Below are 15,880 nucleotides of genomic sequence, written 5' to 3'. Positions count from 1 at the left end.
GTGCCTTCTGTTGTGCCGCCATCATTTAATCTACCTATTTAAAAGCGTGCCTATGGGCGACAGGATAAAAGTAGGGCCTTCATAAAGAAGGCCCTAATCGATACTTTTCAGTTCAACGAATTAGTTGTGCGAAACGACAATCAAACGCAGAGAATCAAGCTGTACCTGCGCTTTGGCAATGTACCCCGTCAGCTCGTCAATTTGTGTCTCAATCACTTGCAGCTCTTCATCACGAATATTTGGGTTCACCGCTTTCAGTGCTTGCAGACGCTCTAGCTCGCCATTTAGGTTCGCCTGCATCTCTTTCTGAGCTTGCTCTCGAACTTCTTCCACTTTAGGTAGCACTTGCGCTTCACCAGCTTCAATCAGCTTATGGATATCCGCTTGCACCGAGTTCACTAGCTTGCTTGCTAAATGGCGGTTCACAGGGCTCAATTGACGGTTAAAGCCTTCAAACTCAACCTGTGAAGAGAGATCGTTACCACGCCCATCCATCATCAGACGAATCGGTGTCTTAGGTAAGAACTGGCTGATACCGCTGCGCTTAGGCGCCTGTGCATCAACAAGGTAAACCAACTCTAGAAGAATCGTACCGACAGGTAGTGCTTTGTTCTTCAACAGTGACACAGCTGAAGTACCCACGCCTTCACTCAATAGCAGATCAATACCACCTTGAATCATCGGGTGCTCCCAGCTGATGAAGTTCATATCTTCACGAGACAGCGCCGTATCACGGTCGAAGGTGATCGTTGCACCTTCGTATGGCAGACCTGGGTAGCTTGGAACCATCATGTGCTCAGATGGTGTTACTACCAGTGCGTTTTCACCCTTGTCATCTTGGTTAAGACCTATGGTGTCGAATAGGCTAAGTGCGAATGTCACTAAGTTGGTGTCGCCATCAGTAGAAGCAATTTTCTCAGCGATTTCAGCCGCTTTCTCACCACCGTTCGAGTGCATCTCAAGCAGTCGGTCACGACCTTTCTCAAGATCTGCTTTAAGGCTCTGGTTGAGTTTCGCCGACTCTTCAATCACTTCATCTAACTGTTCAGTGTTGCCCGATGCTAGCATCTCAATCAGGTTTTCTGCGTACTTGTCGTAAACGGTGCGACCGGTTGGACACGTCTCACCAAACGCATTCAATCCTTCATCAAACCAACGTGCTAGAATCGCTTGCGAGGTGCCTTTCAGGTATGGAACGTGGATATCGATATCACGCTGCTGACCGATACGATCAAGACGACCAATACGCTGCTCAAGCAAGTCTGGGTTAAATGGTAAGTCAAACATCACCAATTGGTTAGCAAACTGGAAGTTACGACCTTCAGAGCCGATCTCACTACAGATCAGAACCTGAGCACCGCCCTCTTCTTGAGCAAAGTATGCCGCCGCTTTATCACGCTCTAGGATAGACATTCCTTCGTGGAATACCGTTGCACGAATGCCTTCACGCTCACGCAGTGCCTGCTCAAGTTGTAGAGCTGTACTAGCACGAGATGCGATCACTAGGATCTTCTCGCTACGCTTCTCTTGGATCTTTTCTAGCAACCAATTCACGCGTGAATCGAATTGCCACCAGCTTGATTCTTCACCTTCAAACTCTTGGAAGATCTCTTCTGGGTAGAGCATCTTCATTGCTCGCGCTTCTGGTGTCATCTTGCCACCAATCATGCCCGATACGCGCATTGATGTCGTGTACTGGCTTGGGATATCCATTGGTAGTAGATGAACGTTACGCTTAGGGAAGCCTTTAATCGCAGCACGAGTGTTTCTAAATAGAACACGGCCTGTACCATGACGATCCATTAGGTTATCAATCAGCTCTTGGCGAGCAATCGCCTGCTCTTCTTCTGGACTATTACCTTCGATAACACGGAAAAGAGGTTCAACGTCCTGCTCAGAAAGCAGCTCAGTGATTTGATTTTTCTGGCTATCTTCTAGCTTGATACCAGAGAACAATGCCGTTACCGCATCCGCAACAGGCGCGTATTGCTCTTCTTCTTCAACAAATGCATCGTAATCATAGAAGCGATCAGGATCCAGCAGGCGCAGACGTGCAAAGTGACTCTCACGACCCAGTTGCTCAGGTGTCGCCGTCAGTAGCAGCACACCCGGTGTATTTTCAGCTAAGCCCTCTACCACTTGGTATTGGCGGCTTGGTTTGTCTTGGCTCCACTCTAAGTGGTGCGCTTCATCGACAACCAATAGATCCCACTCACCTTCTAGTGCTTGCTCGTAGCGTTTACGGCTCTTGCGCAGGAAGTCGAGTGAACACAATACATATTGCTGAGTATCAAACGGATTGTCTGATTCTGCAAAGGCTTCAATACAGCGCTCTTCATCGAAGATAGAGAAATGCAGATTGAAACGACGCATCATCTCTACCAACCACTGATGCTGCAGTGTTTCTGGTACCACAATCAGGATACGCTCAGCACGGCCAGAAAGAACCTGCTGATGGATAATCATACCCGCTTCAATGGTTTTACCTAGACCCACTTCATCAGCAAGCAGAACGCGAGGTGCGTGACGGCGGCCGACTTCATGAGCGATGTATAGCTGGTGAGGGATAAGACCTGCACGCATACCACACAGACCTCGCATAGGGCTCTTGTGTTGCTGATATTGGTTGCTCAATGCACGGTAGCGCAGCACAAAGTTGTCCATGCGATCAATCTGACCGGCATAGAGCTTGTCTTGAGGTTTGTTAAAGCGGATCTGGTTGCTTAGGAAGATCTCACGCAGAGAAACACCGCTCTCTTCGGTGTCTTGACGAGTACCTAGATAGGTAAACAGGCCTTTCTCTTCAATCACTTCTTCAACAGACAGTGACCAGCCTTCCTGACATTCAATAACATCGCCAACATTAAACGTTACTCGGGTTACGGGAGCATCAGTACGTGCGTAAACACGATTCTCTTCTGATGCGGCAAACATTAGTGTGACTGTGCGAGCATCCATTGCTACAACGGTACCTAAACCTAAATCGCTCTCCGTATCGCTTATCCAGCGCTGCCCCAAAGCAAATGTCATGAATCGACTACCTCAATCTTATCTATGGAATTTGGTCATTTCAGCTATCAATTTCTTATCGGGACTTTGCAATTCCCAGAATAAAAATATAGCTAAAAATGCTTCGTTTGCAGCCACATTTCAATTAAGCGAATCAGATTCTATTGATTGAGAATATGGTGCAGAAAAAGGTCGCTAATCTTACTTGATGCTGTGATTTAGGTCACGCCAAAAGGTCATGATTTCATGCTTTTTTTCCGATTTCGTCTGTGCAATCAAACTGTCAAAAAAGCATGGCTATTCTAGAGGGCAAAGATTGCTGTTTTTGCATGAATGAACCATATTTAGAGTATCGGCAATATGGTGACATTCCTCTGGCTAAAGTTGGGCTAGGTTGTGAACTAACATGCTCATTAGGCTGTGATCCTAGCTGGCTTTATCCACGTTTATCTGTGATACAAGAAGCCGTATCTGGCAAGGAGATGCTATGGGCGAGACCAATCGGAAACTATTTGTTCTAGACACCAACATTCTACTTCACGAACCCTTCGCAATTTTTTCATTTCAAGAGCACGACGTTGTTATCCCGATGACAGTTCTTGAAGAACTCGACCGAATCAAAGACAGCAAACGAGACGTCGCGCGCGATGCAAGAATCGCAATTCGCGCTTTAGAAGACCTCTTCAGAGACGCAACCCCGGATCAAATCTCTGAGGGGATACCCTTTTCCAAAGACTTAAGCTGCGCCTCAGGCAGCATTTCAATTCTTGCAGATTATGAGCTGCAAGAGAGCATCAAGGCATTCGCCGACGACAAAGCCGGTGACAATCGCATTCTTAATGCCGTGCTCTATCTCCAAAACAAACGTGCACCACGCGAAGTGGTGCTCATCACTAAAGACATCAACATGCGTCTACGTGCCAAAGGTGCCGGTGTACGCTTTGTTGAAGATTATCAGACAGACCAGCTGATTGATGATATCCAATATCTAACCAAGGGCTTTCAAACAATCGAGGGGGCGTTTTGGGATGGCATTGATAACGTTGATAGCCGAACTCTCGGTGGAAAAACCTACCACACCTTGGCACGAGGTCCATTTGAACCAACCTTCATCAATCAATATGTGATTGATGAAGAAAGTGATTTTGCGGCTCGTGTTGCAGAGATAGAACCTGAAACCATCACACTACAAGACATGAGTCGCGAGCGTTTGATGAACCGCCGCGCATGGGACATCACTCCTAAGAACATCTATCAGGGGATGGCAATTGATGCGCTGCTCGACCCGGATATTGACTTGGTAATCCTAACTGGCGCGGCAGGTAGTGGTAAGACACTGCTGGCCATGGCCGCTGCACTTGAACAAACCATTGAACGTAAACAGTTCGATAAGATCATCGTAACCCGAAACACGCCCGACATTGGTGAGTCGATAGGTTTCTTACCCGGCACCGAAGAAGAGAAGATGCTACCGTGGCTTGCTGCGGTCACCGATACCCTGGAGGCACTGCACAAAAATGATCACTGCACCGAAGGGTCAATGAAATATATCTGTGACAAAGCCAACATTCAGTTTAAATCGATCAACTTCATGCGTGGTCGCTCGATTCAAAACGCCTTCGTGTTGCTTGATGAGTGCCAAAACCTCACAGCCTCGCAGATTAAAACCATCATTACTCGCTGTGGTGAGGGCACCAAGATTGTCTGTTCGGGTAACCTAGCGCAGATCGACTCTTCCTACCTAACCCCAGTCACCTCTGGCTTGACCTACATGGTCGAGCGCTTCAAAGACTTCGAAGGCAGCACCAATATCCACCTCAATGGCGTTGTACGAAGCCGTTTGGCCGAGTTTGCTGAAGAGAATATGTAGTTCTAAACCTAACTAACAAATACGAAAAAGCGCCTCACTAGGAGGCGCTTTGTTTATTCATCAGGTGAGTCAAGATTACTCAGTACCACCAACAGTCAGTGAGTCTAGCTTCAGCGTTGGCTGACCAACACCGACTGGTACACTTTGACCTGCTTTACCACATACACCCACGCCACGGTCAATGCTTAGGTCATTACCGACCATAGATACTTGCTGCATCGCTTCGATACCAGAGCCAATCAATGTTGCGCCCTTCACTGGGTGAGTGATCTTACCGTTTTCAATCATGTATGCTTCAGAAGCCGAGAATACAAACTTACCTGAAGTAATATCAACCTGACCGCCACCGAAGTTTGGAGCATAAATACCCTTATCAACGGTTGCGATGATCTCTTCTGGTGTATGTTCACCTGGCAGCATGTAAGTGTTGGTCATGCGAGGCATTGGAAGATGAGCGTAAGACTCACGGCGACCATTACCTGTCGGTGCCACACCCATTAGACGAGCGTTGAGCTTATCTTGCATGTAGCCTTTTAACACGCCGTTTTCAATCAAGGTATTGTATTGACCGTTGACACCTTCATCATCGACATTCAGCGAGCCACGAAGATTAGTCAATGTACCATCATCAACAATCGTACAAAGACTAGATGTGACTTGTTCACCAACTTTTCCAGAGAAAACTGAAGACTCTTTACGGTTGAAATCACCCTCTAGGCCATGGCCTACCGCTTCGTGCAGTAGCACGCCTGGCCAACCAGAGCCAAGAACCACTGGCATTGCACCTGCAGGCGCAGCAACTGCCTCAAGGTTAACAAGAGCCTGACGAATCGCTTCATCAGCAAATTGATACGCCACTTGAGTACCATTATCGTCACTCAAAAAGAAGTCGTAACCAAAACGACCACCGCCACCAGCACTGCCGCGTTCGCGACGATCGCCTTTCTGCGCTAATACGCTAATAGACAGACGAACCAATGGGCGAATATCACCAGCGTAGGTACCATCTGTTGCTGCCACTAGCATCTGCTCGTGCACACCACTTAGGCTGATCGATACCTCTGTAACCATTGGTTCTTTGGTACGAATATAAGCATCTAACGCTTTAAGCAATTCTGTTTTCTGCTGCTTTTCCCAGCTTGCTAGCGGGTTTACTGCATCATAGTAAGCTTGGTTTATGTTGCGCTTGAACGCTTGTACCTTGCCGTTTTGGCCCTGTTTTGCAATACCACGAGCCGCAATCGCACTCTGCTTAAGACCTTCTAGTTGAATTTGGTCTGAGTAGGCAAAACCGGTCTTTTCGCCCGCAACCGCACGAACGCCAACACCACAATCGATATTGAAAGATCCATCCTTAATGATGCTGTCTTCTAGGACAAGAGATTCATGCCAGCTCGACTGAAAGTAGATATCAGCATAATCAATCTGGCGGGTAGCAATGCTCGCCAATGTATCTGCGATATTTTGCTCCGTAAGCCCTGTCGGGTTAAGTAGCGCTTCTTCAATTTGATTGATGCTCATAAATGGCTCTTATTTGTAATTAAAATTGGTGTGTAAATCGAGAGTGTTGAACGATCGGCATATTCTGTCTAATAGGCTCACAGCTGGTCGTATCCAATTCGACAACCATACTTTCCGGCTCTGGGCCAAGTTGAGCGACCACTCTCCCCCATGGGTCTATCACCATGGAGTGTCCCCAAGTCTCTCGCTGACAAGGGTGTTTGCCTCCCTGCCCAACTGCGACGACCCAAGATTGTGTTTCTATAGCACGGCAGCGCAATAGCGCCTCCCAGTGCGCTTCGCCAGTTACCGCAGTAAAAGCAGCCGGCACTAACATAATTTGTGCACCCTGATGTCTTAACTCAGAGTAAAGGTGCGGAAAGCGCACATCATAGCAAATACTCAAGCCTAAGTGACCGAAAGGTGTTTCTGCAGTGACCACGCGATCACCTGGCGTAAAAATATCGGACTCTCGATAACATTTGTGGGCATCGGCGACATCGACGTCGAACATGTGCAGCTTATCGTAATGAGCAACAACAGTACCAAAGTCGTCAATCACCAGCGAGGTAGTAGTAACGCCCGCATCTGTCTCAATAGGCATACTACCGATAACAATCCACATACGGTGCTGCTTAGATAACTTGCACACCTGCGCTTGTAATGGCCCATCACCTAATGGCTCTGCATGTTGGTGGTAGTCTTGCTTACTACCAAACACCAAGGCATTCTCAGGGCAAACCACCCACTTGGCGCCATGTGCTTTACACTTGATTATCTCTTGAGTGAGGAAAGCTATGTTCTCACTCGGATTCGGCCCTGAAGTCATCTGAATCAAGCCAACACTGTCCATGTGTTTTACTCCTATTTCATCCTTTACTCAGTCCTGACAACTCATTGTTATTCGGACTTTACTTAGCCATATCTCTCAGTTTTTCTGGCAACTTGAATTCACCTTTACTCCGCGACAACTCACTTACGGTTGGTGAATCAAGCGGTCCTTTAACCGAGTAATTCACTTGGGTAAATACCTCAACAACCGGCGAGATTACTGTGGTAATCGCAAGAACATAGAGCGCGGTTTGCGGCGTTACAGCAAATGCAGTCAGGACTGGAATGCCTGATGTAATGTCTGGGGTAAAGTTCACTTCAGCATCAACTAAACGACTATTGAGGTTAGCGATGCCTTTGATCTTCATCTCACCCGCTACCGCGTCCATTCTCAGGTCGTTGGTCAGGAAGATACCGTTTTGGAACTCACCCGTACCGGTAATACTGTTAAACGCCATGCCTTTATCGAACACATCGGAAAAGTCGAGCTGCATTTTACGAATAATAGAATCAAGGCTAAACAAGCCAAGCAATCGCGCGGCACCACTAACATCAGAGATGATCCCTTTGCCCAGCTCGGTCTCTACCTTGCCATCCAGCGTATCTATCTTGATGCCCCACGGTGAACCGTCCCACTCTAATTGAGCTTTCATCGCAAATGGGGCTTTTTGGATACCAGAAGTAATACCAAAACGCTCCATCAGCTCACTATTGTTCTCGCCCTCAACATCAACATTCAGTGCAGAATGGCTCTTTGTATCCGTTAGCGTCCACCAACCACTCAGATCCGCTTTATTGTTGCCGCTGCGCACTTGGATCTTATTCCATTCAATACGATCATCTTTACGCTGTAGCTCAACATCAACTTTGCCGACTTTATAGCCCTGCAACCAAAAGTCTTTGATCATTAGGGTCAGGTTTGGCATTGCATCATGAACTTTTCTATCGAGTTCTGAGATCAATGGGGAGTCTTCATCCATGCGCTGTAAGAGCTGATCTTCACTCTTCTTCTCGCTCCAACCCGGAACAAACAGGTGCAAGCGATCTAAGGAAACCGTTAAGTCATAAGGTGCTAAGTAGTTGATATCACCTTCCACTTCCTGACTTGAAACCTGCATCTGCCACGCTAGCTTATTTTTACGTGCACTAAATTCAACGTCATTCCACGCAATCCCACCAAGAGTCAGCTCTTTGCTCTCAAGCGTGATTCTGGTTGGCGCTGGAATCGTTGGTGTATTCATCTGGCTCAGTACCGCCGTTGACGGTTTAACTGGCTCCATCACCACTTCTAGCCAATCATCAAGATTAAACTCATCGGTACGGATTAATGCATGATGTCCGACTACTGGACTGATCTTAAAGCCACCACGCCCAAGTACTAAGTTGGTCGCCGTAAGAACCGGTACTTCACCTGTAATATCAATTTCGGTTTGATACTTAGTATTTGGCAACTGTAGACGAGCTGTAATTGACTCCTGATTACCCGACGCCTGCAATCTAGCGGTGCCTTTCTCAAGCGTACTCTTTGAAAGTGGGTAAGGATAATCACTTGCCAAATAAGTTAAGTCTGACTTTAAGTCTAGTTGATATGTGAAGCCTATGTCGTTGAGTTGTATATCGATATTGGACTGCCATGGTGCATGTCCAGACAGGCGACTCAACCATTGTTCACCAATGTATGGCTCGAGCGGTTTAACATCCCAGTCGCCTAACACATCAATCCCAACCGCATAACCAGGGCCATCATTTTGCCCTGTGAAATCAACAGATATTCCCTGAGTTAGCAACTCAGCAGATAAACCGGTCGCGGTAACCACATCGTTATCAAATTCAATACGACCAGTTGTGTTTTCCAGCACCATTGGCGGCGCTTCAATCTGAACATGATTGCCTTTTAGGTCAGCATAGCCCCAAGCTCTTGGCTCACGGCTACTATCAAACGGAATATCTAATTGGAATTCAGAGTAAACATCACCACTTACTTGCAGCGCCGTTAAAGCAGCACCGACCGAGTCCACCAGCGGAGACGCCGTCATATAATCGCGAACTGCATTGCCCGTCGCTGTTGCTTTGGCTTCGATCTCGATATGACCGCCTTCACCAAGATAGGGAATACGCCCTGTAATACGATCAGCAGTGACGTCCATCAATTGTGCCGAGCGAGAATCAAGGTGCATCGCCTCGTTTTCAAACAACAGATCGAGTTGTAGATCGGTGATCAGTGGCCACGCGGTATCAAAACTGAATTTCACATCTTCTAGTCCAACCCAGATCTGAAAGATGCCATCGTTGTTCGAATAAGGGAATTGTGCCAATTCACCATGCCAAAGTAGTTTGACAGAGTTTGATCGGCCAGCTTGAATTGCAGTCGACAGGTAATCGGTAAGATCTTGACCTAAAGCCAAGGTTGGCAGGTAACGCCAAGTTTCACCTACGTTGTAAGCATCCGCTTCGCCATAGAAAGAAAGGTATGGGCTGGCATCATTCGGGAAATCGAGACGAAACGCACCAAGCACCTGCAGGTCTGGCGTTGCAGCGGTCACTTTATCTGACCACAATCTCCAACCGTTCTCGTCTTGCTGCCAAACAATATCGACTTGCCCTTGCTTGATATTGAGCGGTGCTTGAAATATCTCCCCATACGGGAAGACATCATCAATCACATTGATACTGGCTTTTGCCTCAGTCGTTGAACCAAAAACAGAGCCTGACACCTGGCTAAACCCAGGCAGCAGTTCCCACTGCTCCATAACCAGCTCAGAGAAGTTTGCTGAGTAACGCAAGCTCTCGATATTACTTCCCATCGAAATACGGATGTCTTCAACAAGGCCACCTGGAGATAGCTTATCAATCAGCTCATTAGAGTTTTCAGAGTCCGGAAGCAATTTAATCAACGGAGTAAGAGCGGCGATATCTAGCTCAGAGACATTAAGTTGCCAAGGGCCTTTCTGCCAATTGAATGCAACATCTAGTTCAGGCCAAACATGGTCATCGGTGCGCAGGTTAAGTGAGTGACCATTTACTTGCCAACCTAGATCGGTTGGTGTGAGCTTAAAGGTTCCCGACTCAATCATCAGCTCGTGATAACCATCTTCGTTCCAAGCCAGTTCAGACGGAAGCACTTCAACATAAGCATCAACAGGTTTGCTGTTTTTCAGTGTTAACCAGCTGTTTAGGCTGACATTACCTGTCTCAATCCCAGACTCAGCTTGCATGTAGCGTGTCAGCCAAGGTTTTACAGAGATATTTTCAGCACTAACATAGAACTGACCGGTCACATCCGTGAGTGAACCGCCATCGATAAAGTTAGCGCTTACTGACAAAGAGTTAAGGTTTGCATCTTTAATGCTGACAACACCCTCAGCAAGGTGGTGCTTGCCAGAGTTCTGCCACTTAAGGGTTTCGATATCGAGTTGACGCTCTTCATCAGAAACGGTTCGATAAAGTAGAGAGGAGTCCTTGGCCGTAACATCGACCAAGGTTTTCAATAGAAGATTGTCGAGCTCTTTAATCACTCGCCCAGATGAATCTGTATTTTGCTTCTCGGTATCAGCACTATTACGAGCTGCGAACAGATCGATAGAGCGAATATCGAGATACATTCCGTTCATCACCAAGTCGGCAACCACAGGGCGCATTTGAATCGCCGACTGAACCAGATCGAACTCGACTTCAACGGTTTCAACCGAGAAAGTGACATCTTCAGCTTGTGCGAGATTGGCATGAACGCCTTTCAATGCAATCGAAGGGTGAGTATTGCGCCAAAAGCCACTCACATCTTGAATCGAGAATTCAAAACCTGAATGTTGGTTTACCCACTGTTCAATCTCAGATTGGTATTTATTCAGGTTAGGGAGCGCAACACGTAAAGTGGTTACTGCAATGGCAAGTGCCACAAGCAAAGTAACCACTAACCATAAACATGCACGCAGTAGCTGAGTAACACTAGAGCTCACAAAGTATCCATTACATCATAACAACGTCAAACTGCTCTTGAATATACAAAGGCTCAGCTTGAATTTTAACTTGTTTACCAATGAAGACCTCAAGCTCAGCCAGTGCATGAGACTCTTCACCCTCAAGGGCTTCGGCTACCGCAGGGGCAGCATAAACCACGAATTTATCCGCATCGTACGCGCGATTCACTCGAGTAATTTCACGTAGAATCTCGTAACACACCGTCTCAACCGTTTTCACACTACCACGTCCTTCACAAGCAGGACAGCTTGAACAAAGGATATGCTCAATGCTTTCACGTGTGCGTTTACGCGTCATTTCAACCAAACCTAGCTGAGTAAAGCCATTGATATTAGTTTTAACGCGATCTTTATCGAGTGCCGACTCTAGTGAAGTAAGTACACGCTTACGGTGCTCTTCAGATAGCATATCGATGAAGTCGATGATGATAATGCCACCAAGGTTACGCAGGCGCAGTTGACGAGCAATCGCCTGCGTTGCTTCTACGTTGGTGTTAAAGATTGTCTCTTCAAGATTACGACGACCAACGAAAGCACCTGTGTTAATGTCTACCGTGGTCATGGCTTCCGTTTGGTCGATAATCAGGTAACCACCAGATTTTAGCTCAACCTTACGGTCCAATGAACGCTGAATCTCATTCTCGGTGTCGTACATATCGAAAATCGGCTTATCGCCTTCATACAGCTCTAACTTGCTAGTCAGCTCTGGTACGTACTCCGAGGTAAACTCTTTTAGGTTTTCAAACTCTTGGCGTGAATCGACTTGAATCTTGCTTAGCTCAGTACCAACAAAGTCACGTAGAATGCGTTGGCTCAGGCACAGCTCGCCGTATAGGCGTGTGCGCGCTTTATGCTTCCCACGACGCTCTAAGACCTTTAACCACAAACGCTTCAGGAATGCGGCGTCTTGCTCAAGCTCATGAGCATCAGCGCCTTCCGCCGCCGTGCGGATAATAAAGCCGCCGTGTTCATCACAGTAACGAGAAACGACCTTCTTAAGGCGATTACGCTCTGACTCACTATCGATACGCTGAGAAACGCCTACATGACTAGCACCAGGCATAAAGACAAGATAGCGAGAAGGAAGTGTAATGTCGGTAGTTAGACGTGCGCCTTTGGTGCCGAGCGGGTCTTTAACAACCTGCACAACAATGTCTTGTCCTTGACGAACAAGCTCTGAAATATCACGAACCTGAAACTGCTTTTTCTCATTTTCCGCCACACACTCCGTGTGAGGAACGATATCTGAAGCGTGCAAAAACGCGGCTTTTTCAAGACCAATATCGACAAATGCTGCCTGCATACCTGGAAGAACGCGGCTGACACGTCCTTTGTAGATGTTTCCTACAATGCCACGACGAGCATCTCTTTCAATATGGATCTCTTGAAGAGTTCCCCCTTCAATCATAGCCACACGAGTTTCACTCGGGGTCACGTTCAGCAACAATTCAGCACTCATGGTGCACCTCAGATTAGTAAAATTATAAGAATTCTTGCAGTAGCTGGTCCGTTTCAAATAAAGGTAAGCCGACAACGGCGTAATAACTACCTTCGATTCGGGTGACAAATCGTCCACCCAAACCTTGGATTCCATAGCTACCTGCTTTATCGCATGGCTCCCCTGTTTGCCAGTATTTTTCTATTTCTTGTTCACTGAGGGGTTTAAACCATACGTCGGTAATTACGATTTCTGTTTTGTGTTTGTCTGCAGAAACCACAGACACAGCCGTCATCACTTGATGGCGTTGATCTGACAGCTGAGTGAGCATGCGCTTACAGTCGGCTAAATCACTTGGCTTTTCTAGCACCTGGCCTTGACTGACGACCACGGTATCCGAGCCTAAAACAACTATATTGTCCGAACTCAAAGAAGCAGTATTATCTGAACCTAAAGACACTGTGCTGTCTGAGTTAGGCTCTTGCTCTGCTATCAAGTTCAATGCTGCTTTGGCTTTATCAAGCGATAGCCTTTGGACATATGCTTGCGCATCTTCATCCGGTTGTTGTTGCTCTTCAATATCGGTGACAAGAACAGAAAACTCGTAACCCAATTGTGTGAGCAGCTCTTTACGACGTGGCGAGCCAGATGCCAAAACTAGCGATGACTTATTCATATTCCTTTACCTCACATGCCAATGGCGACGCACGCGACGCATCAACAAAAACATCCAAGGCCAAAGTATACAGTTAATCAATGCGCTCCATAGCGATAATGGATTAAAAACAACGTCTTGAATCAAATATTCACCAAAGAAGATCAATACTTCAAACAAAACGGTCAATGCCGCCATGATCATCGCCTGTTGCCAAAGCGCCATGTTACGGATCACCAGGAAGTTCATCGCAATAATGTACATCACAATCGAGAGCATCATGCCACGAATACCTAGCGTGGAACCGATCAACAAGTCCCAAAGCAGACCAAGAATCAGAGCACTTCCCACGTTAACACGGTGTGGCAGAGCCAATACCCAGTAACAAGTTACAAGCAGTAACCAAGATGGACGAAACAGGTCTAGGCTACCTGGCCATGGGATCGTTTGAAGTATCAGGGCAATCAGAAGCGAGCAAGCGATCACTAACTTACTTCTTAATACGCTATTGGCCATTGTCACCCTCTAACATGGTTTGTTCTATATTAGTCTGATCTGCTTGCATACGCTTGTTTTCATCAGGCCAAATCAATAGCAGGTAACGAAGTTTATCAAACTCAACCACAGGTTCTGCTTTGATTACTGCAAACTCACGTTTCGGATCGTAATCGACCGAAGACACGTAAGCCACTGGGTAGCCTTCTGGATAAACACCACCCAAGCCAGATGTCACGAGCATGTCTTCTTGCTGGATATCGGTACTAGTTGGGATATGCTGCAGCTCGATCTCATCGATCTTGCCGTTACCTGACGCAATCACTCGAATGTCATTACGGATCACCTGAACCGGAATCGCGTTGTTAGCATCAGTCAGCAGTAAGACACGGCTATTATGCGCTGCAACAAAGGTTACCTGACCAACAATACCTTTCTCATTGATCACCGGCTGGCCTTCATAAACACCATCGATCTGGCCTTTATCGATCACCACTTGGTGGCGATACGGCGAGGTGTCTACGGCCATGACTTCAGTGACAACCTTCTTCTCATCACGAATAAAAGGTGAACCAAGCAACTTACGCAGGCGTTTATTCTCTTCTTGATACTGCTCTAGCAGGATTAACTCACTCTTAAGGTGAAGCACTTCGCGCTTAAGAGAGTGACTTGATTCAATCAGACCTTTACGAGTATTAAAACGCTCATAAACACCATCAAACATGGTTCGCGGTAGATTAGCAGCGTATTGAATTGGCGCTACCATGCTGTTCAATAGATAGCGGACATTTGAGAAAGCATCTAAACGACTATCAGCCAGCATAAGGCTGGCTGATATAATTACAGCAAAAAATAGGCGCAATTGTAGAGAGGGACCTCTACCAAAAATTGGCTTCATTCTATGTTGGTCCTAGGGCTACATTTGATCCTTTAGACAAAGTCCTAGGCTCTCAGCTGGCATAAGAGACGAAAGAGCCTAAAACTCAATGATTACTCTTCGCTGAACAGGTCGCCGCCGTGCATGTCGATCATCTCTAGGGCTTTACCTCCACCTAGAGCAACACACGTTAGTGGCTCTTCTGCTACAACAACAGGAATACCTGTTTCTTCAGTTAGCAGACGGTCTAGGTCTTTAAGTAGTGCACCACCACCTGTTAGAACCATACCGTTTTCTGAGATATCTGAAGCAAGTTCTGGTGGACACTGCTCAAGTGCAACCATTACCGCTGAAACAATACCAGATAGTGGTTCTTGTAGTGCTTCAAGGATCTCGTTTGAGTTCAAGCTAAAGCTACGTGGCACACCTTCAGCAAGGTTACGACCGCGTACTTCGATCTCTTCTACTTCATCGCCAGGGTATGCTGAGCCGATCTCATGTTTGATCTTCTCTGCCGTTGCTTCACCAATCAAGCTGCCGTAGTTACGACGAACGTAGTTGATGATCGCTTCATCAAAGCGGTCGCCACCGATGCGAACTGAAGATGAGTAAACCACACCGTTTAGTGAGATAACCGCGACTTCCGTTGTACCACCACCGATATCAACAACCATTGAGCCAGTTGGTTCTGAAACACGTAGGCCAGCACCGATTGCAGCCGCCATTGGCTCATCGATTAGGTAAACCTCACGAGCACCCGCACCTAGTGCAGACTCACGGATTGCACGACGCTCAACTTGGGTAGAACCACAAGGAACACAAACAAGAACACGAGGGCTTGGCTTAAGAACGCTGTTGTCATGCACTTGCTTGATGAAGTGCTGAAGCATTTTTTCTGTAACGTAGAAGTCTGCAATTACGCCATCTTTCATTGGGCGAATCGCTGAAATATTACCAGGTGTACGACCTAGCATCTGTTTTGCTGCGTGACCAACAGCAGCAACACTCTTTGCAGAACCCACACGATCTTGGCGAATAGCTACAACTGAAGGCTCATCAAGAACGATGCCTTGGCCTTTTACATAAATAAGGGTATTGGCAGTACCTAAGTCAATCGATAGGTCGTTTGAAAACATGCCACGAAGTTTTTTAAACATATTCTTCGCTCATCCTGCAAGAATTAGAAGACAAAAATTGCACTAAATGTACCAATGCCTTGCTGTAACGG

At 46.8% G+C, this 15,880-nt stretch carries 10 protein-coding genes; 1 reads left to right on the top strand and 9 read right to left on the bottom strand.

Going from position 1 to position 15,880, the window contains the following annotated elements:
* Positions 1-120: 120 nt before the first annotated feature.
* A complete protein-coding gene (rapA, locus tag FIV04_RS01670) occupies positions 121-3,030 on the bottom strand; it encodes an RNA polymerase-associated protein RapA (protein WP_152468096.1) in 2,910 nt (969 codons plus the stop codon).
* Positions 3,031-3,496: 466 nt separating this feature from the next.
* On the opposite strand from rapA, the gene FIV04_RS01665 reads away from it, so the two are divergent.
* Positions 3,497-4,879 carry a PhoH family protein gene (locus FIV04_RS01665; protein ID WP_152468095.1) on the top strand — a complete coding sequence of 461 codons (1,383 nt, stop codon included), beginning with the start codon at positions 3,497-3,499 and terminating at the stop codon, positions 4,877-4,879.
* A gap of 75 nt (positions 4,880-4,954) precedes the next feature.
* Here FIV04_RS01665 and tldD read toward each other — a convergent pair whose 3' ends face one another.
* From tldD to FIV04_RS01625, 8 genes are all read right to left on the bottom strand, one after another.
* The gene (gene tldD / locus FIV04_RS01660) at positions 4,955-6,400 is read right to left on the bottom strand and encodes a metalloprotease TldD (protein WP_152468094.1); all 1,446 of its coding nucleotides are present in this window, start codon (positions 6,398-6,400) and stop codon (positions 4,955-4,957) included.
* A gap of 19 nt (positions 6,401-6,419) precedes the next feature.
* Positions 6,420-7,232, bottom strand: a complete 813-nt coding sequence (locus FIV04_RS01655) for a carbon-nitrogen hydrolase family protein (RefSeq protein WP_152468093.1) — start codon at positions 7,230-7,232, stop codon at positions 6,420-6,422.
* Between the two features lie 58 nt (positions 7,233-7,290).
* Positions 7,291-11,166, bottom strand: a complete 3,876-nt coding sequence (locus FIV04_RS01650; RefSeq protein ID WP_152468092.1) for a YhdP family protein — start codon at positions 11,164-11,166, stop codon at positions 7,291-7,293.
* Positions 11,167-11,176: 10 nt separating this feature from the next.
* Positions 11,177-12,646, bottom strand: coding sequence for a ribonuclease G (gene rng, locus FIV04_RS01645; RefSeq protein ID WP_032553012.1), 1,470 nt, complete (start codon positions 12,644-12,646; stop codon positions 11,177-11,179).
* 22 nt (positions 12,647-12,668) lie between these two features.
* Positions 12,669-13,301, bottom strand: a complete 633-nt coding sequence (locus tag FIV04_RS01640) for a nucleoside triphosphate pyrophosphatase (RefSeq protein WP_152468091.1) — start codon at positions 13,299-13,301, stop codon at positions 12,669-12,671.
* A 6-nt stretch (positions 13,302-13,307) separates the two neighbouring features.
* The gene (mreD, locus tag FIV04_RS01635; RefSeq protein WP_152468090.1) at positions 13,308-13,796 is read right to left on the bottom strand and encodes a rod shape-determining protein MreD; all 489 of its coding nucleotides are present in this window, start codon (positions 13,794-13,796) and stop codon (positions 13,308-13,310) included.
* Positions 13,786-14,673, bottom strand: a complete 888-nt coding sequence (mreC, locus tag FIV04_RS01630) for a rod shape-determining protein MreC (RefSeq protein WP_032553008.1) — start codon at positions 14,671-14,673, stop codon at positions 13,786-13,788. Before mreC ends, mreD begins: the two co-directional genes overlap by 11 nt.
* Positions 14,674-14,765: 92 nt before the next feature.
* Entirely contained in the window at positions 14,766-15,809 is a 1,044-nt protein-coding gene (locus FIV04_RS01625) for a rod shape-determining protein (RefSeq protein WP_004740843.1), read from the bottom strand.
* Between the last annotated feature and the right edge of the window lie 71 nt (positions 15,810-15,880).

The sequence above is a fragment of the Vibrio sp. THAF190c genome, assembly GCF_009363355.1.
GTDB lineage: Bacteria > Pseudomonadota > Gammaproteobacteria > Enterobacterales > Vibrionaceae > Vibrio > Vibrio fortis_A.
Note: the sequence above shows the minus strand (reverse complement) of the source record. Positions and strands in the feature narration are given on the sequence as shown.

Excerpts from the sequence above, each read along its gene's own strand:
- mreD (WP_152468090.1), bottom strand. The coding sequence starts at position 13,796 with ATGGCCAATAGCGTATTAAGAAGTAAGTTAGTGATCGCTTGCTCGCTT.
- mreC (WP_032553008.1), bottom strand. The coding sequence starts at position 14,673 with ATGAAGCCAATTTTTGGTAGAGGTCCCTCTCTACAATTGCGCCTATTT.
- FIV04_RS01640 (WP_152468091.1), bottom strand. The coding sequence starts at position 13,301 with ATGAATAAGTCATCGCTAGTTTTGGCATCTGGCTCGCCACGTCGTAAA.
- rapA (WP_152468096.1), bottom strand. The coding sequence starts at position 3,030 with ATGACATTTGCTTTGGGGCAGCGCTGGATAAGCGATACGGAGAGCGAT.
- FIV04_RS01655 (WP_152468093.1), bottom strand. The coding sequence starts at position 7,232 with ATGGACAGTGTTGGCTTGATTCAGATGACTTCAGGGCCGAATCCGAGT.
- rng (WP_032553012.1), bottom strand. The coding sequence starts at position 12,646 with ATGAGTGCTGAATTGTTGCTGAACGTGACCCCGAGTGAAACTCGTGTG.
- tldD (WP_152468094.1), bottom strand. The coding sequence starts at position 6,400 with ATGAGCATCAATCAAATTGAAGAAGCGCTACTTAACCCGACAGGGCTT.
- FIV04_RS01625 (WP_004740843.1), bottom strand. The coding sequence starts at position 15,809 with ATGTTTAAAAAACTTCGTGGCATGTTTTCAAACGACCTATCGATTGAC.
- FIV04_RS01665 (WP_152468095.1), top strand. The coding sequence starts at position 3,497 with ATGGGCGAGACCAATCGGAAACTATTTGTTCTAGACACCAACATTCTA.